Raw genomic sequence first — 15,221 nt, forward strand, 5'->3', positions numbered from 1 at the left:
GGCGATAGCGGTGGGTCAGGCGCTATCAATGTTGACTGATACACCGCTATCGCCAGCAAGCCGGCTCCTACAAGGTCGGTGTTTGCAACTTCACAAAAATAATAAATTCGAGGTACGCACCATGGCTCGTCCCAGTGCTTCCCTGCAATTGCCCGGCGCAGTTGCCCAACCCGCCGCAGCGGCCGAACCGCTGACCGGCACCACCAAGGCCAGCAATGTGCGCTGGCGGATCTTCGCGATCATCTTCGCGCTGACCATGGTCAACCTCATCGACCGGGTGTCGCTGTCCATTGCGATGCCGACCATCGCCCATGAGTTTTCCCTGTCGCCGAGCATGCAAGGCCTGATCCTCAGCAGCTTCTTCTGGGCCTATGCGCTGTTGCAGATTCCCGGCGGCTGGATGATCGACCGCTTCGGCCCGCACCGGGTCATCAGTTGGTCCACCGGGTTGTGGGGGACGTTTCAAGTGTTGGCGGCATTTGCCACGGGCGGCTTGTCATTGCTGTTCGCCCGCGTTGCACTCGGTGCTGCCGAGGCTCCCTTGTTCCCGTCGGGCGGCAAATTGATTTCGTTGTGGCTGGCGCCAAGCGAGCGCAGTCGCGGCGCGGTGCTGATGGACAGCGGCAGCCCGTTGGGCGTGGCGCTCGGCGGGTTGATCATCGCCTATCTGATCGCGTCGCTGGACTCATGGCGCCTGGCGTTCGTGATTGCCGGTATCGCGACGCTGGTACTGGCGTGGCTGGCGCGGCGGTATCTGCGCGATGACCCGGCCAGCCACCCGCAAGTGAATGCCGAAGAGCTCGAGAAGATCAACGCCGGACGCGCCACGCCAGCAGCCGAAGCGGCGCGGGTGCCAGTCAAAGGCCTGGGCATTGCGGCGCGTTCCCTGAGCGGTTTGCTGATTGGCCGCGCCAGTTGGGCGATGGTGTATTTCGGCTTGCTGACCTGGGGCCCGAGTTATCTGGCGCAGGCTCGCGGCTTCGATATCAAGGGCATTGGTGCGGCGACGTTCGTGATTTTTGTCTGCGGTGCGCTCGGCTCGTTGACCGGTGGTTTCCTCTGCGACGGGTTGATCCGCAAAGGTGTCAGTCGCGGTGTGGCGGTCAAGAGCCTGCTGGCGTTTTCCGGTCTGGTGGCTCTCGGCGCGTTTCTGTTGTTGCCGACCCTGACTAACCCTTTTGCCGCCGTGGCGTTGTTGGCCATGACTGCGTTTTTCCTGATGTGGGGCAGCCTCTACTGGAGCTTCCCGGCATTGCTGGCGGCGCCGGCGCGGGTCGGCCTGATCGGCGGCGTGATGAACATGGCCGGCAGCACGGGCGGGATTGCGGTGCCGATCCTGGTCGGCGTGATCCTGCAAATGGCCGGTGGATTCGCGCCGGTGCTGGGTTTCTTTGCGGCGTGTTCGGCGGTCTTCGTTTTCGCCACGCTGTTCATCAGCCTCGACGAGGTGCGCCATGACTGAGTTGTATACGGGGCCGATCATCGACGCCCATCACCACTTCTGGGACCCGACGATCAATCACCATCCGTGGCTCGCGCCTGAAGCCAGGATCCCGTTTCGCTACGGCGACTACAGCGCGATCAAACGGCGCTATTTTCCCGACGATTACTTCGCCGATGCCGGTTCGCATAACGTCGTGAAAACGGTGTACGTCGAGACCGAATGGGACCCGCAAGACCCGATTGGCGAAACCCGATTCATTGAAGGTTTGGCGGCGCGTTACGGCGTACCGAATGCAATCGTCGCGCAGGCCTGGCTCGATCATCCGGACGCCATCGCGGTGCTCACCGAGCAGGCGAGTTTCAAGTGCGTACGCAGCGTGCGCCACAAACCCGGTGGCCCGACTTCGACGGCGCAGGTGGGCCATCTGCGCAGCCTGATGAGCGATGAACACTGGCGCCGCAGTTACGCCGCGCTGCAAGGGCTGGGGCTGCATTTCGATTTGCAGACACCCTGGTGGAACCTCTACGAAGCCGAACGGCTGGCCCGGGACTTTCCCGGCACCACGCTGATTCTCAACCACGCCGGGTTGCCCAATGACCGCAGCGCCGAAGGCCTGGCGGGGTGGCGTCTGGCGATGGCGCGACTGGCCGAATGGCCGAACGTGCAGGTGAAGGTTTCCGGCCTGGGCCTGAAAGGGCAGGCGTGGCGCGCCAAAGACAATGCCTGGATCGTGCGCGAAGTGATCGCCATGTTCGGCACCGACCGCGTGATGTTCGCCAGCAACTTTCCGGTGGACAGCCTGTGCGGCTCGTTCGACGACATCTACAGCGGTTTCAAATCCATCGTTGCTGACCTGCCATGGGCGGATCAGGAGCGCCTGTTCTACAGCAACGCGCAGCGGGTTTATCGCTGCGAGCCTAGCGCCATTGACCGTACATGGCCCGAACCCTTGAGGAGTGAAGCATGAGCAAGACAACCATCGCCATGGTCCTGGGCGACCCGGCGGGCATCGGCCCGGAACTGATCGCACGCCTGCTCGCCGAGCCTCAGGTTCGCAGCCAGGCCAACGTGATCCTGATTGCCGACGAGGCGGAAATGCGGCGCGGCATGCGCATCGCCGGGGTGGAGTTTCCGTACCGTCGCGTCGAGTCGCTGGATCAGCTGTCATTTGTCGATGACACGCCGTTGTTCTATGACTTTCGCGGCGACACCATTGGCGAATTCCCGCGCAGTGAAGCCAGCGTCATTGGTGGCCGCTACAGCCTCGACACTCTGGAAAAAGCCCTGCGTCTCACCGAGGCCGGCACCACCGGCGCGGTGCTGTTCGGGCCGCTGAACAAGACCTCGCTGCACATGGCCGGCATGGCCCACAACGACGAGTTGCACTGGTTCGCCGAGTTGCTGGATTTCCACGGGCCGTTCTGCGAATTCAACGTGCTCGACAACCTCTGGACGTCGCGGGTGACCTCGCATGTGGCCTTGGCCGAGGTGCCGGGCATGCTGACGCAAGCGCGGGTGGTGGAAGCGATCCAGCTGATCGACACCGCGCTCAAGCGCAACGGCCTGGCCAAGCCGCGCATCGGCGTGTGCGGCCTGAACCCGCATAACGGCGACAACGGCTCGTTCGGTCGCGAAGAACTGGACATCATCGGCCCGGCCGTACGTTCGGCGCAGGCGTTGGGGATTGCGGCCGAAGGTCCGTACCCGGGCGACACGATTTTCCTCAAGGTGCAGGGCGATGCGAGCGCCTTTGACGCGGTGGTGACGATGTACCACGACCAGGGACAGATCGCGATCAAGTTGATGGGCTTCTCCCGTGGGGTGACGGTGCAGGGCGGCTTGCCGATCCCCATCACCACACCGGCCCATGGCACCGCGTTCGACATCGCCGGCCAAGGCAAAGCCAACCCCGGCGCGATCCGCCAGGCCTTCGAAATCGCCTGCCGCATGGGCACCAACCACTACTGACCCCCCACAAAATTCACTGACACACGCAATCCCACTGTAGGAGCCGGCTTGCTGGCGATGAGGTCCTGACAGACACAGATGAAGTGACTGTCAGACCGCTATCGCCAGCAAGCCGGCTCCTACAGTAATGCGTGGTGTTGCCAGTATTTGTGAACCATGCAAAACCCTGTAGGAGCTGGCTTGCCAGCGATGAGGGCCTGACAGACACACAGTAAGGTGACTGTCAGACCGCAATCGCCGGCAAGCCGGCTCCTACAGTAATGCGTGGTGCTGCCAGGTTGTTCAATCAACGCAAAACCCCATGTGGGAGCGAGCCTGCTCGCGATAGCGCTCTATCAGTCACTGCAATGTGCCTGTCAGATCGCCTTCGCGAGCAGGCTCGCTCCCACAGTTGTTTTAGGGGGCGCCTGATAACTCGATCTAGGCAATAACCGCACTTACCTATCACCCCAGGTTATCGATGGATGTGCATAAGTGATTATCCGCCGCCCTGTGCGCTGGCTAAAGTCGCTCCATCGAATGACCAGAGCCGGCCACCCGAGCCGCCTCGATCGCACGATTCTACAACTACAAAAAGCCCGCCTTGTCACTTCCGCAAGGCACATACCGGCAGCAAAGGAACCTTCACATGACTCGTCCAGATTTCGCCCTGGCTCTGTCCAGTGCCATCTCCAAAAGCCGGCTGCGTCTGCTGCCGTTTCTGATCCTGATGTACATCCTCGCCTTCATCGATCGCTCCAACGTCGGCTTCGCCAAAGCCGCGTTGCAGGCCGACACCGGTTTGGGCGATGCCGCGTTCGCGTTCGGCGCGAGCATCTTCTTCATCGGCTACGCGTTCTTCGAAGTGCCGAGCAACTACATGCTGCACCGCCTCGGCGCGAAGGTCTGGCTGTGCCGGATCATGGTCACCTGGGGCCTGGTCTCGGCGGCAATGATGTTCGCCCACAACGCCGAAACCTTTTACGTCCTGCGCTTCCTGCTGGGTGTCGCCGAAGCCGGTTTCTTCCCGGGGATCATCCTTTACCTCACCTACTGGTTCCCGGCACAAAGCCGTGGCCAGGCGCTCGGTCTGTTCTACTTCGGCTTACCCCTGGCGCTGGTGCTGGGCAGCCCGCTGTCGGGCTGGTTGCTGGACTTCCATGGCGTGTTCGGCCTGACCAACTGGCAATGGTTGTTCGTCGTCGAAGGCTTGATGGCATCGGTGGTCGGCATCGCTGCGTACTTCTATCTGGTCAACCGCCCGGCCGATGCCACGTGGTTGAGCGTCGATGAAAAGCAGGCGCTGCAAACCGCGCTCAGCGAAGAAGACGCGAAGAAAAAAGACAGCAGCCCCCATGGTTTTCTCAGTGCGCTGCGCAACCCTCGGGTGCTGCAATTCTGCCTGGCGTATTTCACCATTCAGATGAGCGTGTACGGCGTGGTGTTTTACCTGCCGACGCGCATCGCCGGGCTGCTCGACGGCCACGTCGGCCTCAACGTCGGCCTGATCACCGCGATACCGTGGATCTGCGCCCTGGTCGTGACCCGTCTCGTCACTCGCTACGCCGACCGCACCGGGCAACATCGTCGCCTCGCCGTGTGCATGCTGACCATGGCCGCCCTCGGCATCGCCGCCTCGGCGCTGGGCACCAGCATGGTTCCGGTGGTCATCGCCTTCTGCTTCGCCGCTGCCGGTTTCGTCTCGGTGCAGCCACTGTTCTGGACCATTCCCACCAGCTACCTCAGCGGTGCCGCCGCAGCCGGCGGGATCGCCCTGATCAACTCCATCGGCAACCTCGGCGGCTTCGTCGCGCCGAACCTGAAAACCGTGATGGAAACCAGCTTCGCCGACCCCCGCGCCGGCATGTTCGCCCTGGCCCTGGTCGGCATTGTCGGCGCCGTCCTGTTGTCCCGACTTCGCAGCACCCACACCCCTAAATCCCCCTCGCAGCTCACACCGGCTCAGGTTGGCTGATCACTACCCAAGCGTTAGCAAGGAATTGAATTCATGAAAATCAAAGCAATCCGTACCCGCGTTTTCGAGTGGAAAGGCAAAGTCGTCCCACCACAAGCGCACTTCTGCACCAACGCCAGCGACATCCTGTTCGAACGCGGCGACGCCATGGGTTCGTTCCGTTTCCACGGCTGGCTGGTGGTGGAAGTCGAGACTGACACCGGTCTCGTCGGCATCGGTAACTGCGCCCTGGCGCCGCGTGTGGCCAAGGAAATCATCGACACCTACCTGGCGCCGATTGCGATTGGTGAAGACCCGTTCGACAACGAATACATCTGGCAGAAGATGTACCGCCAGAGCCACGCCTGGGGCCGTAAAGGCATCGGCATGGCGGCGATCTCGGCGATCGACATCGCGATCTGGGACATCATGGGCAAAGCGGTCAACAAACCGGTGTTCAAACTGCTGGGCGGGCGCACCAAGGAAAAGATCTGGACCTACGCCTCCAAGCTCTACGCCAATGACAACCTCGACCTGTTCCTCGAAGAAGCACAGGGCTATCTGAACCAGGGTTTCACCGCGCTGAAAATGCGTTTCGGCTACGGCCCGAAAGATGGCCCGGCGGGCATGCGCAAAAACATCGAACAAGTGCGCGCACTGCGTGAACTGGCCGGCCCGGACATCGACATCATGCTCGAATGTTACATGGGCTGGACCCTGGAATACGCACGCCGCATGTTGCCGAAACTCGCCGAATTCGAACCGCGCTGGCTCGAAGAGCCGGTGATCGCCGACGACATCGAAGGCTACATCGAGCTGAAAAAAATGGGGATCATGCCGATCTCCGGCGGCGAACACGAATTCACCTCCTACGGCTTCAAAGACCTGCTGGAGCGCCGCGCCGTCGACGTGATCCAGTACGACACCAACCGTGTGGGCGGCATCACCGCCGCGCGCAAGATCAACGCCATGGCCGAAGCCTGGTCGGTACCGGTGATCCCGCACGCGGGGCAGATGCACAACTATCACCTGACCATGTCCACCACCGCCTCACCGATGGCCGAGTTCTTCCCGGTGTTCGATGTCGAGGTCGGCAACGAACTCTTCTACTACGTGTTCAAGGGCGAGCCGCAACCGGTCAACGGCTACATCCAGCTCGACGACAACAAGCCGGGCCTGGGCCTGGAAATCTCCGATGAGTACCTGAGCGACTTCAACATCATCGAGTGACCTTGAGGCGCCGCTCGTGAGCGGCGCCATTCACGACTTTCTGGAGGGCCGACATGCGCCTGATTCAATTTGAAAACACTGCCGGTGAGCGTCAGGTCGGCGTCGTCGAAGGTTTGCAGGTCCAAGTGCTCAAAGGCACCCGCAGCACTCGTGAACTGGCTCTCGCGGCGATCCGCGCCCAACGCAGTCTGCAAGAAGAAGTGGCCCAACGCGGCACCGAGGCAGGCCCGGATTACGCGCAACTGTTGCAGCAGGGCAACGTCCTGCCGCCGCTGGATCACGAAGACCCGGCGCACTGCCTGATCAGCGGCACCGGCCTGACCCATCTGGGCAGCGCCTCGGCGCGGGACAAAATGCACCAGCAGGATGGCGCCGTTGAAGCCGGCATGACCGACACCATGCGCATTTTCAAGTGGGGCCTGGAAGGTGGCAAACCCGCAGCCGGACAGGTCGGCGCGCAGCCGGAATGGTTCTACAAGGGCGACGGCAGCATCGTCGTGCGCCCCGGCGCGGATTTCCCGGTGCCGCCGTTTGCCGAAGATGCCGGTGAAGAACCGGAACTGACCGGCCTCTATGTGATTGGCGACGATGGTCTGCCGTATCGTGTCGGTTATGCCTTGGGTAACGAGTTCTCCGACCATGTCATGGAACGGCGCAATTACCTGTACCTCGCGCACTCGAAACTGCGTTTCTGCGCCTATGGTCCGGAGCTGCGTGTCGGTGAATTGCCCCGTCATCTGGCTGGCACCAGCCGCATCATCCGCAACGGCGAAACCCTCTGGGAAAAAGAGTTTCTCAGCGGCGAAGACAACATGTGCCACAGCCTCGCCAACCTCGAATTCCATCATTTCAAATACGCGCAGTTTTTGCGTCCGGGCGATGTCCACGTGCATTACTTCGGCACCGCGACGCTGTCGTTTGCCGACGGCGTGAAAACCCAGCCGGGGGATCGCTTCCAGATCAGCCTCGACGCGTTTGGCGCACCGCTGGAAAACGGCATCGGCGAAAGCGCCCAGCCGTTGGCCATCGGCCACGTGCGTTCGCTCTAAAAGCCAGCGGAACATCCGCCCTTGTAGGAGCCGGCTTGCCGGCGATTGCGTCCGAGAGATCGATGCAAGGCTTGAAGGCCAATCGCCGGCAAGCCGGCTCCTACAGGTCTGTGCCAATCGATCAGGAATAAATTATGACCACGTTCTCTGGACACAACTACATCGGCGGACAGCGCAGCGCCAACGGCACGTTGCAACTGCAAAGCCTCGATGCCACCACCGGCGAGCCGCTGCCCGGCACCTTCTTCCAGGCGACTGAAGCCGAAGTGGATGCGACCGCCAAAGCCGCCGCTGCGGCGTACCCGATCTACCGCAACCTGAGCGCGGAAAAACGCGCCGCGTTCCTCGATGCCATCGCCGATGAAATCGATGCGCTGGGCGATGACTTCGTCGCCACGGTCTGCCGGGAAACGGCACTGCCGGCCGGGCGTATCCAGGGCGAGCGCGGGCGCACCAGCGGCCAGATGCGCCTGTTCGCCAAGGTCCTGCGGCGCGGTGATTTCTACGGTGCGCGGATCGATCGGGCCTTGCCGGATCGTCAGCCGTTGTCACGCCCGGATCTGCGCCAGTACCGCATCGCCATCGGTCCGGTGGCGGTGTTTGGCGCCAGCAACTTTCCGCTCGCTTTTTCCACGGCGGGTGGCGATACCGCTTCGGCACTGGCCGCCGGTTGCCCGGTGGTGTTCAAGGCGCACAGCGGACACATGGCGACCGCCGAACGGGTCGCGGACGCCATCATCCGCGCCGCCGAACGCACGGGCATGCCGGCGGGTGTGTTCAACATGATTTATGGCGGTGGCGTTGGTGAGTGGCTGGTCAAGCACCCGGCCATTCAGGCCGTGGGCTTCACCGGTTCGCTCAAGGGCGGTAATGCCCTGAGCCACATGGCCGCGACCCGGCCGCAACCGATCCCGGTGTTCGCCGAAATGTCGAGCATCAACCCAGTGTTCCTGTTGCCCGAAGCCCTCGCCGTGCGGGGCGAGCAGATCGCGGCGCAACTGGCCGGTTCGGTGACCTTGGGTTGCGGGCAGTTCTGCACCAATCCGGGTTTGGTCATCGGTTTGCGTTCGCCACAGTTCAGCGCATTCCTTCAACAGTTCTGCGCCAACATGAACGAGCAGCCGGCACAAACCATGCTCAATGCCGGCGCGCTGGTCAGCTACAGCCAAGGCCTTGGGGAATTGCACGAACATCCGGGGCTGACGCACCTGGCGGGCAAACCGCAGCAGGGTAATCAGGCGCAACCGCAGGTGTTCAAGGCCGATGTCAGCCTGCTGCTCAAGGGCGATGAGTTGCTTCAGGAGGAAGTGTTCGGGCCGACCACCATCGTCATCGAAGTCGAAGATCGGGCGCAGCTCTCGGCGGCGCTGCACGGCCTGCGCGGGCAATTGACGGCGACGCTGATCGGCGAGGCCGAAGAGCTGCTGGAATACCGCTGGCTGGCGCAATTGCTACAGGAAAAAGTCGGGCGGATCTTGCTCAACGGCTATCCGACCGGGGTCGAAGTCTGCGAGGCGATGGTGCATGGCGGGCCGTATCCGGCGACGTCGGACTCTCGCGGGACGTCGGTGGGGACGCTGGCGATTGATCGATTCCTGCGGCCGGTGTGCTTCCAGAATTACCCGGATGCGTTGTTGCCCGAGGCGTTGCAGAACGCGAATCCGCTGGGGATTCGGCGGTTGGTGGATGGCGAAGTGAGTCAGTCACCTTTGTAGTTGCCTGAACCACCGCCATCGCCGGCAAGCCAGCTCCTACAAGGTCCACGCGAACCCTGTAGGAGCTGGCTTGCCGGCGATGGCGTCATCACCAACACCACATGATTATCGGGCCACCACCTCAGCCTTCTTCATCACCGAAGGCTTCAACACCAACCACAACGCCGCCGCAATCAACACCCCGCCATACACATGCGCCATCGACAACGGCTCATCCAGCAGCAACGCCCCCCACAACACCCCGAACGGCGGAATCAGGAACGTCGTTGTCATCGATTTCAAAGGCCCGATCGAGCTGAGCAGGCGGAAGTAAATGATGTACGCAAACGCCGTGCACCCCAGCCCCAATCCCAGCAACGACAGCCACACGCTCCAGCCGCCCCAGCTCGCCGGTGGCTGGCTGATCACGCTGTAGCCGAACAACGGCAGCAGGAACAAGGTCGCCCCGAGCATGCTGCCCAGTGCCGAAAGACGACTGTCGAGCCCGCCGGCCTGATCGAGCCAGCGGCGGGCGAGGAACCCGGCAAAACCGTAACAGGTGGTGGCGAGCAGGCAGGCGAGGGCGCCCATCAGCAGTTGCAGGTCGAAGGCCACCGGGCCGGCACGGGTCAGCACGCCAACACCGAACAAACCGAGAAACACCCCGCCGAGCTTGGCGGCAGTGAGCCGCTCACTGAAGAACAGGCCGCCGATCAACACGCCCATCAGTGGCGTGGTGGCGTTGAAGATTGCCGAGTAACCGGCGGGCAGCACCTGGGCCGCCACTGAATAGAGGGTCGCCGGAATCCCGGAGTTGATCACCCCGAGCAGCATCACGGTTTTGAGCTTGCCCTTGAAATCCCAGCTGATGCGCATCAACCCGACAATCATCAGCAACCCGACCGCCGCAATCGACACGCGGAAAAACGCCGTGGGGATGCTGCCAATCACTGGGGCGATGATGCGCATGAACAGGAAACTCGCGCCCCAGATGGCCGCCAGCGACAGTAAACGAACGATATCGACAGGGCTCACGGTGCACTCCTTCCTTGATGGGGACGAGAGTGTTGCCGAGAGCCTTGCCTATGGCAACCGAAAAACCGGCATCAAATTATGAAACGTGTCACCAGGCCGTTGAGGTCGATTGCCAGCCGCGACAGTTCCTGACTGGCGGCCGAAGTCTGGGTGGCGCCGGCGGCGGTCTGGGTCGAGAGATCGCGAATGGTCACCAGGTTCTGATCGACTTCCCGGGCCACCAGCGCTTGCTGTTCGGCAGCGCTGGCGATGACCAGGTTGCGTTCGTTGATCTGCGAGATCGATGCGGTGATTTTCTCCAGGGCGCTGCCGGCACTGTTGGCCCGGCGCAAGGTCTGGCTGGCGTGTTCGGCACTGCTTTGCAGCGCGCTGACCGTGGCCCCGGTGCCGTGCTGGATGTTGTTGATCATCAGCTCGATTTCTTCGGTGGAGTTCTGGGTGCGTTGCGCCAGCGAGCGCACTTCATCGGCCACCACGGCAAACCCGCGCCCGGCTTCACCGGCGCGTGCGGCTTCGATGGCCGCATTGAGCGCCAACAGGTTGGTCTGCCCGGCGATGCCGCGAATCACTTCCAGCACTTTGCTGATGTCCTGCGCCTGAACCGCCAGGCCCTCGGCCCGTTCCGAGGCGCCAAGCACTTCGCTGACCAGCCCCTGAATCGCGGTGATGGTTTCAGTGACCTGCACGTGGCCGTGCTTGCTGTCCTCGTTCGACGCCTGGGAGGCCTCGGCGCTGGACACGGCATTCGCGGCGACCTCGTCCACCGCAGTGCTCATCTCGGTGACGGCGGTGGCGGCCATCTCGATCTGGTCGTTCTGCTGCTGCAGGCCGCGAGTGCTTTCCTCCATCACCGAACTCATTTCCTCGGCTGCCGACGCCAGCTGGCGCGCCGAGTCGCTGATGCCGCGAATGGTCGTGCGCAGGTTGCCTTGCATGTCGGCGAGGGCATTGAGCAATTGCGCGGCTTCGTCCTTGCCGTGGCTGGCAATCTGTCCGCTGAGGTCGCCCGCGGCAATCCGGCGTGCGACCTGCAGCGCCTGATTGATCGGCGTGGTGATGCTGCGCGTCAGCAACCAGGCCAACAGCAGCGTGGCAAGCAGCGCAATCACGATGATCGTGCCGACGATCCATTGCGCACGCTGGTACATCAACGCGGCGGCGTCCGCTGCGGTATCGGCGCCTTGCTGATTGAAACTGATCATCGATTCCAGGGATTTATCCAGCACGATGCCCTGCGGGGCCAGTTCACTGTTGAGGCGGGCGTAGGCCTGCTCATCCTGGCCGGCATCGATCTGCGCGAGGATCTGGTCGAGGATGGCCAGGTACTTCGCGACGGCGGCATTCAGGCTGTCGAGCATGGCCCGTTCCTGGTCGCTGGACAGCAGCGTCTTGTGGTCGTTGAGGCGCTTTTGCAATTCCTGGCGTTGCGCGTTGAGGATGCCTTTGCTCCTTTCCCGCACAGCGCTCTGGTTGTTGGCGATCAACCGCAACGATTCCAGGCGGATGGTGGCGATGTTGGACGCGCTGTCATGGATGCTCTCGATGCTCGGCATCCACGATTCCTCGATGACCGATGCACTCTCGCGCAGGGTCGCCATCTGGCCCAGGCCGAACATCCCGACCAGCACCAGCAGGCTGGCCAGCACAGCAAAACTCAAGCTCGCGCGCAAACCTATGCGCATGTTCCTTATAGGCATCTTATGTGCTCCTTGGGCATTTTGAGAGGTAGTCCTCGTGGGCCGAGGATCTTGTTTTTAGGCGGGTGAACGCGGGGTGTATATCAAAGTGCCATTATCTTGGTAAGACCAGTTCGAGAGCACTTTTCAGGCGGGCAGGCTTTCAGGAAAAAGCAGAAAACCTGGCGGCTGACATTTGCCTGACCGTGGATTGGATCCGTACGCCTGATAATCAGAGGGTTGTAGATGAATCGATTAAGTGGATGGAGAGTGACTTTTGAGGTCGTTTACTGACCGAACGGTCGATTAAAAAAAGTCTGAAAAAACTGCGCCCATGAGCGATTCATTCGTTTTCGGACCGAAATTAGGCTTCTCCTGCACCCGGTTCACTGGCTAAGCTCAGGCCTTCCGAATTCCCGTAGAGGTCTCACCATGCCGCAGCAATGGCCAGCCGCCGACATCGCCCGAATGATCCTCGATGGCTTTGACGATTACCGCGAGCATTTCCGGCAGATCACCGACGGCGCCCGGGCGCGTTTCGAGCAAGCCCAATGGCAGGAAACGCAAATCGCCTCGGCGGCGCGGATCAACCTCTACGAAGATAAAGTCAGCGAAACGGTGGACCGGCTGCGCATCGCGTTCGACGCCGACACGCTGGATGTCAGCTGCTGGCCACTGGTCAAAAGCGCCTACATCAGCCTGATCGACCTGCGCTTCGACGATGAACTGTCCGAGACCTGGTACAACTCGATCTTCTGCGGGCTGTTCAGCCACGACCTGATCAGCGATGGCTGCATGTTCATCCACACCACCCGGCCAAGCCTGCGCCGGGCGCGCGCCGCGCAAACCCGCACCTACAAACCTCAGGGGCAGTTGTCAGGCATGTTGGCGAGCATTTTTGCCGACTACCGTTTCAGCGAGGATTACGCCGACCTCGCGGGCGATCTGCGTCGCCTCGAAGCACAGCTGCGCGAGAACCTGCCGGACTGGGTGTGCAAGGATCCCGAGCTGAGCGTCGAGCTGTTTTCCTCGGTGTTGTACCGCAACAAGGGCGCTTACCTGGTGGGGCGCATCTACACCACCGATGAGCAATGGCCGCTGGCGATTCCGCTGCTGCACCTTGAGGGCCGTGGCATCCAGATTGATGCGTTGATCACCGACGAAGCCGACGTGTCGATCATCTTCTCGTTCACCCGTTCCTACTTCATGGTCGATGTGCCGGTGCCGGCGGAGTTCATCGGTTTCCTGCGGCGGATCTTGCCGGGCAAACACATCGCCGAGCTGTACACCTCGATCGGTTTCTACAAGCACGGCAAGTCGGAGTTTTACCGGGCGCTGATCAACCACCTGGCCAGCACCGACGACCAGTTCATCATGGCCCCCGGCGTGCGCGGCATGGTGATGAGCGTGTTCACGCTGCCGGGTTTCAACACCGTGTTCAAAATCATCAAGGACCGTTTCTCACCGTCGAAAAACGTCGACCGCGCGACGGTGATCGAGAAATACCGGCTGGTGAAAAGCGTCGACCGCGTCGGGCGCATGGCCGATACCCAGGAGTTCGCCGATTTCCGTTTTCCGTTGAGCAAGTTCGAGCCGGCGTGTCTGGAAGAATTGCTGGACGTGGCGGCGTCTACCGTGTCGGTGGAAGGCGACACCGTATTGATCCGCCACTGCTGGACCGAGCGGCGGATGACGCCGTTGAACCTGTACCTGGAAAACGCCAACGAGGCGCAGGTGCACGACGCGCTGGAAGATTACGGCCTGGCGATCAAGCAACTGGCGGCGGCGAACATTTTTCCCGGCGACATGCTGCTGAAAAACTTCGGCGTCACCCGTCACGGTCGCGTGGTGTTTTATGACTACGACGAGATCTGCTTCCTGACCGAAGCCAACTTCCGCCACATCCCGCAACCGCGTACGCCGGAAGATGAGATGGCGTCCGAGCCGTGGTATTCGATCGGGCCGCTGGACGTGTTCCCCGAGGAGTTTCCGCCGTTTCTGTTTGCCGATTCCGCGCAGCGGCGCTTGTTCGATCAGTTGCACGGCGAGTTGTACAACGCCGATTACTGGAAAAGCCTGCAAGAGGCGATTCGTGCCGGCAAGGTGATCGACGTGTTCCCGTATCGGCGCAAGGGCCTCGATACCGAGTAGTTCTCTGCGATTGCTGCGCAATCGAATCGCGAGCAGGCTCGCTCCCACACTGGATCTACAGCGACCACAAAATCGGGGCGCCGCGGTCAATGTGGGAGCGAGCCTGCTCGCGATTCGGCCGCGCAGCGGCCGTAAAATCTGCGACAATCCGCCCCCTGCGCCACTAGACGACTTATTGCGTACCTGATGACTGACGAATCGCCTTCACTCGACAAACTGCTGAAAAACCTCGATCACGCCATGCTCGCCGACCGCCACCGGCTGCGTCGGCAGTTGCTTGAGCTGCGCAAAAAGCCTGACGAAGCCAAGCTGGCCCAGTGGGTGGCGCGCATGCAGGCGTCCTGTGATCAGGTGTTGGCGCGGCGCGCCAGCCTGCCGGTGATTCGTTACGACGACAGCCTGCCCATCGCCGCCAAGCGCGATGAAATCAAGGAAGCGCTGCTCAAGCATCAGGTGCTGATCATCGCCGGCGAAACCGGCTCGGGCAAAACCACCCAGCTGCCGAAGATCTGCCTGGAAATCGGTCGCGGCCAGCACGGTCTGATCGGCCACACCCAGCCGCGTCGAATTGCGGCGCGCAGCGTGGCGAGCCGGGTCGCCGAAGAACTGGCGACGCCATTGGGCGCGCTGGTCGGCTATCAGGTGCGGTTTGAGGATCAGAGCGATTCCAATACGCTGATCAAACTGATGACCGACGGCATTCTGCTGGCGGAAACCCAGAACGACCGCTACCTCGAACGCTACGACACGATCATCGTCGACGAAGCCCACGAACGCAGCCTCAACATCGACTTCCTGCTCGGTTACCTGAAAACCCTGCTGCCCCGTCGTCCGGACCTGAAAGTCATCATCACCTCGGCGACCATCGACCTGGAGCGTTTCTCCAAGCACTTCGACGATGCGCCCATCGTTGAGGTCTCCGGTCGCACCTTCCCGGTGGAAACCTGGTATCGCCCGCTGACCCTGGAACAGGACGAAGAGGGCAACCGCGTCGAGGATGACCTGACCGTGGATCAGGCGATCCTCGCCACCCTCGACGAA

At 61.9% G+C, this 15,221-nt stretch carries 11 protein-coding genes; 9 read left to right on the forward strand and 2 right to left on the reverse strand.

The genetic code is table 11. From position 1 onward, the window contains the following. Positions 1–121: 121 nt before the first annotated feature. The 7 genes from KGA97_RS26435 to KGA97_RS26465 all read left to right on the forward strand — a co-directional run bounded on the left by KGA97_RS26435 (position 122) and on the right by KGA97_RS26465 (position 9,339). A complete protein-coding gene (locus KGA97_RS26435; RefSeq protein ID WP_223436823.1) occupies positions 122–1,462 on the forward strand; it encodes an MFS transporter in 1,341 nt (446 codons plus the stop codon). Next, the gene (locus KGA97_RS26440) at positions 1,455–2,411 is read left to right on the forward strand and encodes an amidohydrolase family protein (protein ID WP_223481792.1); all 957 of its coding nucleotides are present in this window, start codon (positions 1,455–1,457) and stop codon (positions 2,409–2,411) included. Before KGA97_RS26435 ends, KGA97_RS26440 begins: the two co-directional genes overlap by 8 nt. Then, positions 2,408–3,412, forward strand: coding sequence for a 4-hydroxythreonine-4-phosphate dehydrogenase PdxA (locus tag KGA97_RS26445; RefSeq protein ID WP_008029054.1), 1,005 nt, complete (start codon positions 2,408–2,410; stop codon positions 3,410–3,412). Before KGA97_RS26440 ends, KGA97_RS26445 begins: the two co-directional genes overlap by 4 nt. Positions 3,413–4,040: 628 nt before the next feature. Next, complete coding sequence (locus KGA97_RS26450; protein WP_008043481.1) at positions 4,041–5,366, forward strand: MFS transporter; 1,326 nt, start codon at positions 4,041–4,043, stop codon at positions 5,364–5,366. Positions 5,367–5,399: 33 nt separating this feature from the next. Continuing rightward, positions 5,400–6,575 (forward strand): L-rhamnonate dehydratase, encoded by a 1,176-nt coding sequence (locus KGA97_RS26455; RefSeq protein ID WP_008043480.1) that lies wholly within the window; start codon positions 5,400–5,402, stop codon positions 6,573–6,575. Positions 6,576–6,628: 53 nt separating this feature from the next. Next, on the forward strand, positions 6,629–7,624 hold the full coding sequence (gene araD1 / locus KGA97_RS26460; RefSeq protein ID WP_223481793.1) for an AraD1 family protein: 996 nt from the start codon (positions 6,629–6,631) through the stop codon (positions 7,622–7,624). Positions 7,625–7,758: 134 nt separating this feature from the next. Further along, positions 7,759–9,339, forward strand: a complete 1,581-nt coding sequence (locus KGA97_RS26465; RefSeq protein ID WP_223481794.1) for an aldehyde dehydrogenase (NADP(+)) — start codon at positions 7,759–7,761, stop codon at positions 9,337–9,339. A 105-nt stretch (positions 9,340–9,444) separates the two neighbouring features. Here the strand turns inward: KGA97_RS26465 and KGA97_RS26470 are convergent, their stop codons facing one another. After that, entirely contained in the window at positions 9,445–10,353 is a 909-nt protein-coding gene (locus tag KGA97_RS26470) for a DMT family transporter (RefSeq protein ID WP_207286665.1), read from the reverse strand. A 71-nt stretch (positions 10,354–10,424) separates the two neighbouring features. Next, positions 10,425–12,050, reverse strand: a complete 1,626-nt coding sequence (locus KGA97_RS26475) for a methyl-accepting chemotaxis protein (RefSeq protein ID WP_207286664.1) — start codon at positions 12,048–12,050, stop codon at positions 10,425–10,427. Positions 12,051–12,461: 411 nt separating this feature from the next. Here KGA97_RS26475 and aceK point away from each other — a divergent pair, with 411 nt between their 5' ends. Both aceK and KGA97_RS26485 read left to right on the forward strand, forming a co-directional pair. Further along, positions 12,462–14,180 (forward strand): bifunctional isocitrate dehydrogenase kinase/phosphatase, encoded by a 1,719-nt coding sequence (gene aceK / locus KGA97_RS26480; protein WP_207286663.1) that lies wholly within the window; start codon positions 12,462–12,464, stop codon positions 14,178–14,180. A gap of 186 nt (positions 14,181–14,366) precedes the next feature. Further along, on the forward strand, positions 14,367–15,221 hold an 855-nt coding region (locus KGA97_RS26485), incomplete at its 3' end, for a DEAD/DEAH box helicase (RefSeq protein ID WP_223481795.1).

The organism is Pseudomonas sp. BF-B-15, assembly GCF_019946675.1.
Classification (GTDB): Bacteria; Pseudomonadota; Gammaproteobacteria; order Pseudomonadales; family Pseudomonadaceae; genus Aquipseudomonas; species Aquipseudomonas migulae.

Bases quoted from the DNA above. Each gene is read 5' to 3' on its own strand.
- KGA97_RS26435 (WP_223436823.1), top strand. From the start codon at position 122: ATGGCTCGTCCCAGTGCTTCCCTGCAATTGCCCGGCGCAGTTGCCCAA.
- KGA97_RS26440 (WP_223481792.1), top strand. From the start codon at position 1,455: ATGACTGAGTTGTATACGGGGCCGATCATCGACGCCCATCACCACTTC.
- KGA97_RS26445 (WP_008029054.1), top strand. From the start codon at position 2,408: ATGAGCAAGACAACCATCGCCATGGTCCTGGGCGACCCGGCGGGCATC.
- KGA97_RS26450 (WP_008043481.1), top strand. From the start codon at position 4,041: ATGACTCGTCCAGATTTCGCCCTGGCTCTGTCCAGTGCCATCTCCAAA.
- KGA97_RS26455 (WP_008043480.1), top strand. From the start codon at position 5,400: ATGAAAATCAAAGCAATCCGTACCCGCGTTTTCGAGTGGAAAGGCAAA.
- araD1 (WP_223481793.1), top strand. From the start codon at position 6,629: ATGCGCCTGATTCAATTTGAAAACACTGCCGGTGAGCGTCAGGTCGGC.
- KGA97_RS26465 (WP_223481794.1), top strand. From the start codon at position 7,759: ATGACCACGTTCTCTGGACACAACTACATCGGCGGACAGCGCAGCGCC.
- KGA97_RS26475 (WP_207286664.1), bottom strand. From the start codon at position 12,050: ATGCCTATAAGGAACATGCGCATAGGTTTGCGCGCGAGCTTGAGTTTT.
- aceK (WP_207286663.1), top strand. From the start codon at position 12,462: ATGCCGCAGCAATGGCCAGCCGCCGACATCGCCCGAATGATCCTCGAT.